General features: G+C 34.8%; 11 protein-coding genes and 3 pseudogenes. 3 read left to right on the plus strand and 11 right to left on the minus strand.

Annotation, left to right across the window (positions count from 1 at the left end):
• Positions 1-182 precede the first annotated feature (182 nt).
• Positions 183-1,232: pseudogene (locus tag ACXKY9_RS27230) on the minus strand (IS4-like element IS231C family transposase); the annotation flags it as partial.
• Positions 1,233-1,323: 91 nt separating this feature from the next.
• Positions 1,324-1,638 (minus strand): annotated as a pseudogene (locus ACXKY9_RS27235) (DEAD/DEAH box helicase); the annotation flags it as partial.
• A gap of 476 nt (positions 1,639-2,114) precedes the next feature.
• On the opposite strand from ACXKY9_RS27235, the gene guaC reads away from it, so the two are divergent.
• The 3 genes and pseudogenes from guaC (at position 2,115) to ACXKY9_RS27250 (ending at position 3,870) form a co-directional block, all read left to right on the plus strand.
• Complete coding sequence (gene guaC, locus ACXKY9_RS27240) at positions 2,115-3,098, plus strand: GMP reductase (protein ID WP_000432447.1); 984 nt, start codon at positions 2,115-2,117, stop codon at positions 3,096-3,098.
• Between the two features lie 136 nt (positions 3,099-3,234).
• A pseudogene (locus tag ACXKY9_RS27245) lies at positions 3,235-3,705 on the plus strand (oligoendopeptidase F); the annotation flags it as partial.
• 60 nt (positions 3,706-3,765) lie between these two features.
• Entirely contained in the window at positions 3,766-3,870 is a 105-nt protein-coding gene (locus tag ACXKY9_RS27250) for an oligoendopeptidase F (protein WP_009327392.1), read from the plus strand.
• Between the two features lie 37 nt (positions 3,871-3,907).
• Here ACXKY9_RS27250 and ACXKY9_RS27255 read toward each other — a convergent pair whose 3' ends face one another.
• The 9 genes from ACXKY9_RS27255 to walK all read right to left on the minus strand — a co-directional run bounded on the left by ACXKY9_RS27255 (position 3,908) and on the right by walK (position 13,865).
• The gene (locus ACXKY9_RS27255; protein WP_000713633.1) at positions 3,908-4,786 is read right to left on the minus strand and encodes a radical SAM/SPASM domain-containing protein; all 879 of its coding nucleotides are present in this window, start codon (positions 4,784-4,786) and stop codon (positions 3,908-3,910) included.
• Positions 4,787-5,005: 219 nt separating this feature from the next.
• Complete coding sequence (locus tag ACXKY9_RS27260) at positions 5,006-7,024, minus strand: GAF domain-containing sensor histidine kinase (RefSeq protein WP_000253108.1); 2,019 nt, start codon at positions 7,022-7,024, stop codon at positions 5,006-5,008.
• 68 nt (positions 7,025-7,092) lie between these two features.
• On the minus strand, positions 7,093-7,572 hold the full coding sequence (gene rlmH / locus ACXKY9_RS27265) for a 23S rRNA (pseudouridine(1915)-N(3))-methyltransferase RlmH (protein ID WP_001027003.1): 480 nt from the start codon (positions 7,570-7,572) through the stop codon (positions 7,093-7,095).
• 59 nt (positions 7,573-7,631) lie between these two features.
• Entirely contained in the window at positions 7,632-7,817 is a 186-nt protein-coding gene (locus ACXKY9_RS27270) for a CxxH/CxxC protein (protein ID WP_001052824.1), read from the minus strand.
• A gap of 53 nt (positions 7,818-7,870) precedes the next feature.
• The gene (locus tag ACXKY9_RS27275; protein WP_000008040.1) at positions 7,871-9,046 is read right to left on the minus strand and encodes a S1C family serine protease; all 1,176 of its coding nucleotides are present in this window, start codon (positions 9,044-9,046) and stop codon (positions 7,871-7,873) included.
• Between the two features lie 63 nt (positions 9,047-9,109).
• The gene (locus ACXKY9_RS27280; protein WP_000522840.1) at positions 9,110-9,904 is read right to left on the minus strand and encodes an MBL fold metallo-hydrolase; all 795 of its coding nucleotides are present in this window, start codon (positions 9,902-9,904) and stop codon (positions 9,110-9,112) included.
• Positions 9,888-10,730: a two-component system regulatory protein YycI gene (locus tag ACXKY9_RS27285; RefSeq protein WP_000383742.1), complete on the minus strand. Its 843-nt coding sequence runs from the start codon at positions 10,728-10,730 to the stop codon at positions 9,888-9,890. Before ACXKY9_RS27285 ends, ACXKY9_RS27280 begins: the two co-directional genes overlap by 17 nt.
• The gene (locus ACXKY9_RS27290) at positions 10,711-12,027 is read right to left on the minus strand and encodes a YycH family regulatory protein (RefSeq protein ID WP_000061556.1); all 1,317 of its coding nucleotides are present in this window, start codon (positions 12,025-12,027) and stop codon (positions 10,711-10,713) included. The genes ACXKY9_RS27285 and ACXKY9_RS27290 overlap by 20 nt, the downstream gene beginning before the upstream one ends.
• A complete protein-coding gene (gene walK / locus ACXKY9_RS27295) occupies positions 12,024-13,865 on the minus strand; it encodes a cell wall metabolism sensor histidine kinase WalK (RefSeq protein ID WP_000755367.1) in 1,842 nt (613 codons plus the stop codon). The genes ACXKY9_RS27290 and walK overlap by 4 nt, the downstream gene beginning before the upstream one ends.
• Between the last annotated feature and the right edge of the window lies 1 nt (position 13,866).

Raw genomic sequence — 13,866 nt, forward strand, 5'->3', positions numbered from 1 at the left:
ACGAGGCTACATCTACGTTCACTGTACGTTACAACCTGGAGATTTGCCCACATGCCTTTTGCATGTGATGTCAGAGGGCTTCGCCATGTCGCTTTCACTTCATGGCGCCTCTCAGGCTACGGGAGTGGAGTCTATTCTCCCGATTGGACTTTCACCAACTAGATAATGTGTCCTTATCTGGACACGCCGATCTGCCAGCGGAGGGAGTAAAAATCATGGATTTGTTCCATCGGAACCACTTCCCAAGGCGTATTCGTAACATATATGTTGATACCCGTTAATCGTTTACTCTTTTCTGAAAATGTAATCCCCTTTTTACTTTCGGTATAGCTTTGTTTTTTTCTACGTTCCAGTATTTGTTCCTCTGTTAATCGGTAGATAATTACTCTTGTAAATAATCTTTGATTCTTGCCAATATACGACTCTTTTATTTCATACGTTTGTCCTGGTTTTAACGTGTGCATAATGTTCTCTAAATCAACTTGGATATACTGTGACTGTTTTTTGATTGTCCCATTTCGAAAGTATTCTGGAAATGGATTTTTCGTATAGACGGTATGGTTTAACTTAAGTCTTGATATATAGCACACGCCACGTTGATCCATTTGATCTAAGTCTTCCAATGAAAAATATCCTAAATCACGAATACACAGATCACCCGGCCGTAAGGTATCTAAGCAATCTGTTCCAAATGTTTTATCATTATTTTTTCCAGGACCTACCTGGAAGTTTAAAAACTGTCCGCTGTGTAAGTCATATTCTAATTGAATCTTGATACCTGCAGTTTGTGCACAACCACCTGACCCAGGATATACATGTGCTAAATGTTTCGGTACTTGGAAAATCGTCGCATCTAAAATACGGATTCGTTGAAAATACGTGAGTGCTGCACTTGAAATGGCTGATGTTTTACAAAGTTTACTTTTCCATAATGCAGAAAAAATATATTTCAAAAATTCAACCGCTTTTTTATCAAAGCGTTTATTGAGTCCTTCTGGACTCATAAGAGTGCCTGTGGCGGCGTGTAATTGACTGCATAGTCGAACGAGAGAATCACTCGCTGTACGTTGACTGACCCAGATACATATGGTAGCTAATTCATTTCCAGAAAACTTTCGTTTTCTTTTTACAAAACCTAATTCTTTAGCGAGTTCTTCCAAAAGAGAAGGGGTTAAATGACGATACAGCTCTTCAGAAAATAGTTGTAATTCATCTTGAATTGAAAGATTCATAAAAAATGTCATCCTTTCTAGCTAGCTTTTTAGAAAGAATAACGTTTTTTGACACTTGGGGGTAGTGCAAATTCTTAAGTTGATGGGCATGTGCCGCAGCCTTAATCCTTTTGAATCGACCTATATTTGTAATATCTTCTTTTACCTGTACCGCAAGCTCTCTCGTTGGTGTTAAAACTAATGCTTGTGGTTTATTCTCTTCCCACTCCACCATTTCACAAAGTGGAATACCAAATGAAGCTGTTTTTCCACTTCCAGTCTGGGACTTCACAACAAGATCCTTCTTTTGTAATGCAACTGGAATAACCTCACCTTGTACTTCTGTTGGATGATCATACCCTAACCCAGTAAGTGCCCTTACAATTTCCTTACTTAATTTATAATCAGAAAAACTTTTTTTACTCATATATTAACCTCATTTTATTCTGTATTATTTTCTTTTTTATCTTTTGTATACGTTACTATCACCCTACTTATTATACTTGAAACCTTACATAAAAGGTGAATCATGCCAGATTCATCTTTTTATATAGAAACAAACCTTTTCATTTCATATATTGTTCAACTACTTGATAACATCTTTTGCTTGCATTGTTAGCATTAACCTTTTCATAGTATCCTACATCCACTCCAAAAAAATAAAAAGAATACATACAACCTTGTGTAATTATCTTAATTTTTCAACCTTTTTCATAAACGAACAATAAAAATAAAAAAACGTTTTAAATTCGTTTTTAACGTTGTTTTTCAGGTATAAAATCTACTTTTTCAAAAAATGTTAAGAAATTCTTTGACTTCTTAATAAAAATAATGTAAATTATCCTATGGACGAACATTTTTAATTAATAAAAATAAAATATTCGTATTTTAGGGGTGTAAATGATGGAAAACGTATTCGACTATGAAGATATTCAATTAATTCCTGCAAAATGTATTGTAAATAGCCGCTCTGAATGTGATACAACTGTCACTTTAGGAAAACATAAATTTAAATTACCTGTCGTACCTGCAAATATGCAAACGATTATTGATGAAAGAATTGCAACTTATTTAGCTGAGAACAACTACTTTTATATCATGCATCGTTTCCAACCAGAGAAACGAATCTCATTCATTAGAGATATGCAATCACGTGGATTAATCGCTTCTATCAGCGTTGGTGTAAAAGAGGACGAATATGAATTCGTACAACAATTAGCTGCTGAGCAACTGACACCTGAATATATCACGATTGATATCGCACACGGTCATTCTAATGCTGTGATCAACATGATTCAACATATTAAAAAACATTTACCAGAGAGCTTCGTTATCGCTGGAAACGTTGGAACTCCAGAAGCGGTAAGAGAATTAGAAAATGCTGGTGCCGATGCAACAAAAGTTGGTATTGGACCTGGTAAAGTTTGTATTACTAAAATTAAAACAGGCTTCGGAACTGGTGGTTGGCAGCTAGCTGCACTTCGCTGGTGTGCAAAAGCTGCAAGTAAGCCAATTATCGCTGATGGTGGTATTCGTACACACGGCGACGTAGCTAAATCTATACGATTTGGGGCAACTATGGTCATGATCGGTTCTCTATTCGCTGGTCACGAAGAGTCTCCAGGGGAAACAATTGAAAGAGATGGCAAACTTTATAAAGAATACTTCGGTTCTGCTTCTGAATTCCAAAAGGGTGAGAAGAAAAACGTTGAAGGTAAGAAAATGTTCGTTGAGCATAAAGGTTCTTTAGAAGATACGTTAATCGAAATGGAACAAGATCTTCAATCTTCTATCTCTTACGCTGGTGGAACAAAATTAGATGCTATTCGTACTGTAGATTATGTTGTCGTGAAAAACTCGATTTTCAATGGTGACAAAGTATATTAATTCTTAAATTAACTTGAAGGACAAGCATTTTCATGCTTGTCCTTCTTTTTTGTATATAAAAATGAAAAATATTTTAATTTAACCGAATTTTCTATCATTATATTTTTAGATAGTCTTAATAAGGAGGATATACGACTTGAAAAATGTAATAGAAAATCGTCTTAATTGCGCAGAGGTACCTGCTGAACTAACATGGGATTTATCCGATTTGTATAATTCTGATGCCGAATAGCATACTGCATTAAACGCATTGGAAAATGATATACAGAAACTTGATTCATTTAAAGGACATTTACATACTAGCTCCCACACTTTATTAAATTGCCTACTTTTAGAAGAAGAACTTTTAATGACGTTAACAAAACTGTACTCATATGCAAATTTAAAAGAATCTACTGATCGTACAAATCCAAGTATTCAAGCGAACTCTTCCAAAATTTCTGCTTTATGGACGAAAGTACATACTGCACTATCCTTTATTCATAATGAAATCCTCATATTCGGCGAAGGAACAATTGAAAAATATTTAACTGAAGAAACAAAACTTGAACCTTTCCGTAAATCGTTACTAGAAATACTACAAAAAAGGCAGCACACACTGCATCCACTGCAGTAGCTCAAATGATTAAAGAGGAAGGACAACCCGCTATTGATCGCTGGTGGTACAATGAAACATGCCGGAGTAGATATGTCAAAACCAGACGCAATCCGTAAAGCTGTTTCTTACGTTGGTTCATTAATTGATAAATTAGAGCATTCTTATCAAGTATAAAAAATAAGCCCTCGCTTTATGAGGGCTTATTTCATATTTACTTCCCAAACCGTTTGCGATATCCACATTTCCTGCAAAGTTCTTCAACCGCAACTCTTTTCGAAAATCCATCGACAATGTTTGTTGCTCTTTCACCTTCGATAATGTTAGAAAATGAATCATTATTAATATTCCCAAGGTTAATAATCCCTTCACCATCTAAACAACAAGGAATAACTGTTCCATTCGCTAAAATACCCGCTTGATTACGAAGTCCATGACAGAATCCTTTCCCATCATCCTCTTCTTCATGTAATGCTGGCCACTGGAATTCATAGTCTTGATTAATAAAGACACGTTCTGCAATTTTTATACCTTTTCCTGGTGTAAGCTTCTCTTCAATTTGATAAGATAGATCAAATTCATTTTCAATTATAGATAATAACTCTCTATTTTTCTGGATTTCAGCATTCGTTTTATTATCCTGAGTTAAATTCCATAACCTTAACGATACAATTAAATCTGATTGACTTGTCGCTTCCCTAATGAAGGAAAGTATACTCCTTACATAGCCCTCTTTATCTTGCGAACCTGGATGTCCATCAAAACTATGCAGTGAAAAATTCATTTGTCTTAACGCAGGCTTATTTAACAGCCTATGTCTTCTCTTATTAATTAACGTTCCGTTCGTTGTAATATTAACTTTAAACCCTTTTTCATGACTTAAGTCTAATAGTTGATCTATTTTCGGGTGGAGCAACGGCTCACCCTTCACGTGCAAATAAATGTAGTCTGTGTGAGGTTTAATTTGGTCTAATCTTTTAGCAAAATCCTCCACAGAAATGAATTGCTTCTGCCTTTCCGTCGGCGGACAAAAGCTACACGCAAGATTACATACACTCGTAATCTCCAAGTAAAACTTCTTAAACTTCTTCACCTTTAATTCCTCACTTCTCTAACTACTTATACTTTTTCCTCTTCATATTACAGCATATTTTTATGGAAATAGAAACATACTTATTTTAGGAAATCTACATACCATCTAATAATATTTAAAAGACCATCGGTAATTTTTGTCCAATGGTCTTTTTATCCTTTTATATGCAAAGAATAAATTTATTTATGATACGGTTCATCGTAACTATTCTAAATAAGGTTATTTTTTATTATTTTCATAATTAAATTTAACAAAAAAGGTAGTGCCTTCCGATCCTGTTTGAATTTCTATTTTTGCATTATGGCGGGCAGCAATGGCATAACATACACCTAACCCCAATCCAGTTCCATTATCTTTGGTCGTGTAAAACGGCGTACCCAGTTTCTCTAATACTTCAGGCCTGATACCTTTTCCTTGATCCCGCACTGCAAGCACCACACAATTTTGACCTTCCTTGTAAGTGCTAATGGTTAGAACTTTCCCTGTATTCATCGCTTCTAAGCCATTACGATATAGATTCATTAATAATTGCCGTATTTCATTACGATTTAAAAGTAATTCTGGAATGTCATTTGTATCGACTTGAATATATTTATTTTGATTGTACGTATCAATCTTTATTAAAGGAATAATATCGTGGATAATTGAATTTAAATCTAACATCTGCAAATCCGATTTCCTTGTATTACCCATTGAGAGAAATTCAGTAATAATAGAATTGGCACGGTTAAGTTCTTCAATCATTAAATGAAAGTACTTATTATGTTTCTCATAGGCATTATCTTCTTTTAATAACTGTAAAAATCCTAGTACTGTTGTCATTGGATTTCTAATTTCATGGCTGATACCTGCTGCCATTTGCCCTATTAAATCTATGTTGGATAATCTTTTCAATTCCTGTTCATATTTCTTTTTTTCCGTTATATTTTTAAAAATACAACAAATACCATCATCATACGGGTATGCAATAACTTCGTGCCAATATTCATCTGCAGTAGAAAGAAATTCAAAATGAACTGTAGTTCGCTCTGACATCGCACGATGAAATTCCTTATACATAACTGTGTCGATTTCACTCGGGAAAACATCCCATATATTCTTTCCTAATACATCTTTTGCTGTTTTTCTTTGCGGAAAATATTGGTGCTTATTTACGTACGTAAATTCCCATTTATTATTTAAAATAAAAAATCCATCCGTAATACATTCAATCACACTTGTAACTTTTTCATTAGCAGCAGCTAGCTCTCTCGTTCGCTCTTCCACTATGCTTTCTAGTTGATCCATATATAACAAATTCGAAAACGTAGGGGCTGTAGCATCAACGATAGATTTTGCTAGTTGAAGTTGGGAATCATCATAATTGTGAGCTTTTCCTTCTTTGCCAACGACGATTACCCCTAATACTTCTCCCATTGAAACCAATGGAATCATCAATAGACCCTTACTATCTATATTTTTTGTTTGAATAACCTCTTGGATCTTGGCTTCATAGCTTTTCTCTGTCCAATCCGCTTCTGTCCAATGACAGCCCTTACTTAATTTCGTTGTTTTAATTGTTGTTTTGTTTAGCGGATCTAGAAGATGGGCAGTCATATTTTTACTCTCTAAAATCTGTTCTAGGTAAAAAAAGCATTTATCAAAACTCTCCTGTATCGAGGAACACATTGATAAATCACGTGTAACATTTAGTAACAGCTGCTTCTCAGCAATAAGATTTTCCTTTTGTTTTAAATTATTTGCGTTTTGAATTGCAACCGCAGCCATATTTACATAAGCTTCAACACTTTGAATTTCTGAATCTGTTAAGTTCATCGGAATTCCATAATCAAACAAAAAAACTAGACCAAATAACTCTTGCCCAAATGAGATAGGCAGAGCTAATAAGGACTTAATTTTGAATGCATTAACCGGTCTCGGATCTGGTCGATGATCCTTTGAGGTATCAGGAATATAGATGGGTTTTTTCGTTTCAATAACCTCTTTTGCCAGCAAGTCTATTTCAGGATCAATTACTTGAGTATCAAGCGTTACGCCATTTATAGTCTCTGGTTTTCCTGCAAACCCTCTAAATGTTCCATCTTCCTGAGGTAAATAAATTCCAACAGCATCGCACCTAACAATTTCCTCTGATATCGCCATTGTCACACGCTGCAATACGTCACGTAGTTCTAATTTCGTATTTATTATTTTTGTTATATTTGCGAGTCTAGAATATCTCATCTGATCACTTACCATTCACATAGCCTCCAATTATAGGCATAATAAAATAAATATGATAATATCAGTGTTTTACATAGAATACATTACTTATGATACGGTTCCCCACGATTAATCCGAAACGCTCTATACACTTGCTCAAGCAACACTAATCGCATTAATTGGTGTGGTAATGTCATCTTTGAAAAAGAAAGTGATTCATTTGAACGCTTCATCACTTCTGAGCTTAGTCCAAGTGATCCACCAATTACAAATGCGACTTTACTCTTTCCGTATGTAGCAAGGCGATCTAGACTTACCGCAAATTCTTCTGATGACTTTTGCTTTCCTTCTATAGCTAATGCAATCACATGCGTGTCATCAGAAATTTTATCCAGTATACGTATACCTTCTTTTTCCTTTACAATTAACATTTCTGCTTCACTTAAATTTTCTGGCGCCTTTTCATCAGGCAATTCAATCACTTCTACTTTTGCGTATGCAGATAATCGTTTTAAGTATTCTGCTATACCTTGTTTCAAATATTTTTCTTTTAATTTCCCAATTGAAATAATCGAGATATTCACACGTATCCTCCACCTTACAAACATGTTATCCACAAAACTTATCCACATATCCACAAACGCTACCCACATATTGTGTGGGAATCTGTGTTCGATACAACATATGTCGCCTCATTTTGACAAAATTCACATGTTTTTTTCTCTTTTTCTAAGTTATCCACATTGTTGATAACTGGTGCGACTTCACACTCATCCACAATAATATCTAACGCTAATTCAACATGTTCTAAACAACAAGGTAAATTCATTTTCTACACCTCACTTTTCTACAATAGAAAACAGGAGGTAGGCCCTCCTGTTTTTAATACTTTTGAATGCCTAATTTCACTGTTGTTGTTACTCTTTTTGTACCACGATAAAACGTAAGAGTCATTTTATCATTAATTTCCTTATCATATAAGGCCGTACGGAATCCAATAATATCGCGAATCGGTTTTCCATCTACCGCCACAATAACATCATGTTCTCTTAAACCAGCATCCGCACCTGGCGAAGGACTTTTCACATCCAAAATACAAACTCCCTCTGTTACAGTACCTGGTAAATGTAATGTTTTTGACCAATAATAGTTTGGAATTTCATTTAATGACCTAAGTTCAATCCCAATATAAGGTCTTCTTACTTTTCCATACTTCTCAAGTTCATTCATAATCGGAACAGCTCTAGTCACCGGAATAGCAAGGCCGATTCCTTCTACTTCTTTTGCAGCAATTTTCATTGAATTAATACCAATTAATTGTCCTGCTGCATTTACAAGCGCACCGCCACTATTCCCCGGATTAATCGCTGCATCTGTTTGTAACACTTCTACTTGCCAATCATAATGTCCATCTTGATCTAAATCTACAGGGACAATACGTTCAGTAGCTGAAATAATACCTTGTGTAACTGTTCCAGAAAATTGCAGTCCAAGTGGGTTTCCAATCGCAATGACTGGCTCTCCTCTGCGAACAGTATTAGAATCGCCAATTTCAATTATTTTTTTCACATGCTTTGCATCTATTTCTAATACAGCTAAATCTGTGACTACATCGGTTCCTAATACTTTTCCAGGAACCTTCTTACCATCACTTAGACTTACTTCAATACGATTCGCTCCAGCTACAACATGATTATTCGTTACAATATAAGCTTGACCATCTGTCTTTTTATAAATTACTCCTGATCCTGTACCGGCCTCTGAATCTGCCTCTGAAAAGTTATCTCGTTGAATGTTAATAACACCCACAACAGCTTCAGATGCACGATCAACAGCATCTACAAAGCTAATCTGTTTAATCCCTTGAGCTTCAGCCATATTACTTCCGCTTGCTTCAGCTTGCGGAAGCGTATCAGCAGAATTTGAAAATAAAGGCGCTCCAAACGCAAATAAAGAAGCTCCTACAATTGTTCCCGCTATACTAGAAAAAACTATACCTTTGTGCTTCTTTTTTCCTGCACGTTTCATACGATAACTTTCTTCATCAATAAAGGACATATTTGTTCACCTATCTTCCTGAAAACAACTATATTCACCTTTATTGTTTACTAAAATGAAGAATTATACGTATTGAATTTTTGTAGGCATTTTTGGATCTGTATCGTGAATTTCAAAGGATTCACCCACTCCAAATCCTTTTTCCTCTAGTACTTGTGATACTGACATACGCGCTAGTTCTTTCATGTTATTATCTAAGCTTAAATGGGCTAAATAAATATGCTTTGTCTCATCTGTAATTACATCTGCCATCGCTAATGCAGCATCTTCATTACAAACATGCCCAACGTCACTTAAAATACGTCGTTTAATGCTCCATGGATAACGTCCCATACGAAGCATTTCTACATCATGATTACTTTCAAATACGAAAGCATTAGCTCCCTTAATAACGCCCTTCATACGGTCACTTACGTATCCCGTATCTGTAATAAGCGCTAATTTCCTATTATTGTTATGGAAAGCATAAAACATCGGTTCTGCCGCATCATGAGAAACTCCAAATGACTCGACTTCAATATCACCAAATGTTTTCACATCACCAACTGAGAAAAGAAACTTTTGTTCAGTTGGGATATTTCCTATTAAATGTTCCATTGCATTCCATGTTTTCTCATTCGCATAAACAGGCAAATCATATTTACGTGCCAATACACCTAATCCTTTAATATGATCACTATGCTCATGCGTTACAAGAATACCTGATACATCATTTATATTCAGTTCTGCTTGTTTAAATAAAGCCTCTGTTGCTTTACCACTTAAACCTGCGTCGACTAGTAATTTTTTTTCATCGGTTCCTACGTATAGCATATTTCCTGTACTTCCACTTGCAAGTACGCTAAAATGCAACCCCATTCTTTCTCACTCCAGTATGTTCATCAACCACTCGATTTTCCTTTTCTCCTAATTCCATAACTTGTCCTTCAATTGCATTCACAAAGAAGTCCTGCTTCTGCTCCGTTTTTAAATTCCACGTTGGAGCAAGTACTTGGTTATTAGAAGTAGATGCGGTAAGAGTGGCATAACCAATTTGCGCTTCTTTAACATGCGTATTTCCATGAATTTTATTTTTTAAATACAAATTTTCTAAAGCTGTTTGAGCCGTAATAATTTCTTGCTCTTTCGTTTTTTCACCTTCGCCCATTTCTTTTAAATCAGTTAGCATTGTCTGCGTATATGAAACAAGTTCATTTTTTTCATTTAATTCCACAACAATCATCGCCTGATTATTATAGAAAATAGGCTTATCTTTATATTTTTGGAAGAAATAAATTTTAGAGTCTTTCACCGCTCCAAATTCATACTTTTGTCCATCCAATACATAGTTCTTCAAAAATTCATTATACTTATCTTTTGATAATGATTTCGTATTTAAAAAAGGCTCTTTTAGCTTACTTTCTATCTTGTACATATTTTGTATATGCACCGTTTGATTTTTCAAAGACTGTATATCTTCTTCTTTAAAGGCTTTATTTTCCGCTCTAATAAATGACTCTTTTTTCGGTTCTTTAGGGATATTTCCCATCGTAATTTTATTTGCTTTTAATTCTTGATCTATCTTTGTTTCTGCAATAAGCTCCAATTGATTACTATCTTGCTTTTGAATGAATTGGAAAATGAGAAAGAGGTCCAAAACAAAAAAGGTCACAATAAATATGGTTTTAATCCGATCCCAATCCATTTAGTCCTCCCTCACTCCACTCATAGATTTTCTGTTTACCTGTTTCATCTTCAACAAGCTTTACATACCAAATTGGTTGTAGTCGAACCACTTGCCCATCTAGTGATAACTTGTATCCAATGCCAATATCCTTAATTACTTGTTTCTTTATCTCTGGATTATTTTCTAGGGATGCTATTACAACATGCCCTGACGGAAGAGTAACCTTCTGTTCTATACCTTTAGTATTTAAAGACAGCAACGGTCTTTCATATTCCATTACTTCTTCTGATCCCCATACTTGTCTTAATTCCGCTAATCCATCTGCATTGAATACTGGATATCCATCTTCATTTAAGCGAAATACTGTCTCTCCTTTATTCATATAGTCCAAACGATATGAATCCAAACTCCCACTGTGACCACTTACAAATTCAAAGCTTTTTTGTAAAAGCATTAAATTATCTATCGTTTTCTCAGTTAAGACAGAAGAGTTTTTATACTTTAGCATGTGACGATCGTTTTCAATTTCCATGGATCTAATACCATCTGTAAATGTTTCTTTCGACATCTCGGTAATCGGACTTAAATAACGAGGATCACTAAACAGAGCATTCTTAAACGTATCAACTGCTAAATTAGATGAAATATATGTTATATTGCTTAACTCTGTCGTTCCATCTGGTAAAAATAATTTTTTCATATCATTAAGTTGATAATCAAAATAAGGTTTTGCTGATACTATAAATTGATTTTGGGCATTTACAATATCTTTTAAATACAAGCCACTTAATTTTGCCTCGTATATTTTAAAGTTATCACCATCAGAAACAAAGTTAATTTTAATTTCTTGATCCTTACTTCTAGAAGGATCAAGGAGAATACGATTAAAATGTTTAGGCTTATCTGTACTTTTCTCTTTCATGTTGAACATGGATTTAACTGCATCAAATGGGATATCGGTAGGGAAAACAAGTTCAACTTTCCCTTCACCATGCACATATGAAAGGAAATCACCCTTAGTGATTGATATCTCTCTAAAATCATGTAGTTCCCCTAATTCTAGAGGCTTATAGATTGATTCTATATCTGCCTCTCTTCTGCTCCCATAATGATTTTTATCTTTATGCACGATGATAGAAGTAGGACGGACAACATCGGAAATTTTAGTTTGGTTCATTCCTTCGTTCCCCTGTACAAATTTCGCGTTTTGCATGGATGTAGAATCTGGCACATACGTCCATAGATTAAAAGTAAGAAATAGGCTAATTACAACTAGGTTAATTAAAACTATTGTTTTAAAGTTTTCCATACTCATTCCCAATCGTCCTCTTCATCTGCTGCCATTGGTAACGTGAAATAAATAGTTGTCCCTTTTCCTTCTTCACTCTTCGCCCAAATAGAGCCACCATGTGCCTCAATCATTTCTTTTGCAATTGCTAATCCAAGTCCCGTACCACCCATTTGTCTTGAACGAGCTTTATCTACGCGATAAAAACGTTCAAAGATTTTATCAACGTTTTCTTTTGGAATACCCATTCCTTGGTCACTTACACTAATTTCTAATAAATCACCGCGATCACGTAAACGATATGTTACTGTTCCACCTTCTGGTGAATACTTTAATGCGTTAGAAATAATGTTATACAGCACTTGAGTAATTTTGTCAGTATCCATATCAATAAATCTAGATTTCTTAGAGAAAGATCGTTTGAAACTTACATTTTGCTCTTTAGACATTTCAAAGCGATCAATAATATTATTAAAGAAATCAGTAAAGTCGACCCATTCTTTCATTAAACGATGCTCTGTACTATCCAGTTTAGATAGCTGTAACAACGCATTTACAAGTCTAATCATTCTTTCTGTTTCTTCTTGTGTAACCGTTAAAAATTGTGGTGCAATATTTGGATCCTGCCATGCTCCATCTGTAAGTGCCTCTAAATAACTGCGCATCGTCGTTAATGGCGTCCTTAATTCATGAGAGACATTTGCCACAAACTCACGGCGTTCCCGTTCTATACGTTCCTGCTCTGTTACATCATATAGTACAGCAATTAAGCCGTTTGCCTTCCCTGTTTCTTTTTGAATAACAGAGAAACTAGCACGTAAAATATATGGTTCGTTTCTCGTACTAAAATCTAATAAAACAGAATCTGGCTCTTCATATAAATGATCGAGCGTAAATTCTTCCTGTATTCCTAATACCTCTAAAACAGATTGATCGAGCGCTGTTTCACGAGAAACATTTAACATCTTTTCCGCAGGGTCATTTAGTAAAATAATATCCCCTTTTCGATCAGTAGCAATTACTCCATCTGTCATATGTGATAAAACAGATGATAATTTACGCCTTTCACTTTCTGTAGAAGAACGAGCTTGTTGTAATTTTTTCGATAAATTATTGAAGGATAATGCCAGTTGTCCAATTTCATCATGGCTATGCACTTTTACTTTTCTGGAATAATTTCCTTTTGCCATTTCGATTGCTTGTCTCCGCATATCTGAAATTGGTCTTGTAATTGTTTGAGCCAATAAAATCCCAAGTACGGCCGTTACTAATAAAGCAATTACTGTTCCCGTAGCAAAAATTTGATTTATATCCTTCATTTGTTTATATACATCTTCCATAGATGCCACAATGTAAATAACACCAAGCGCATCCTTACCGTTATCATCTAGAATCGGAGTAAGCATAACTTGAACACGATGACCTGTACTACCATCCTTCTCAATTTTCACTTCTGGCTTTTTTTGTACTAACACTCGCTGAACAGCTATATCAGTTGATGTTCGATTCACCTTATTCTGCTTTGATTCATCTGAAATAGCCAGTAACTTTCTGTGCGAATCAAATACACTTACCTCTTGTATAACTTTCTTCTGATCAGAGGCAAATTTTCGAATTGAAGTTTTAATCGTTTCATCTGTTGACTCTGTTTCTGCTTTTGTATAACTTTTTTTAAACTCTTGCTTCAAATTATATGATAATAAGTTTGTTTGCTGCGTTAAAGAATCCCTAAAACCTTGTACTAAGCTCTTCTCTAATTCCCTTACGAAATATACTCCAATAACTTGCATCGCTATTAATATTAATAGCATATATATAAGCACAAATTTTAAATGAATAGATTGAAAAAAACCAACTTTCTTCATA

The organism is Bacillus sp. 2175 (genome assembly GCF_057812155.1).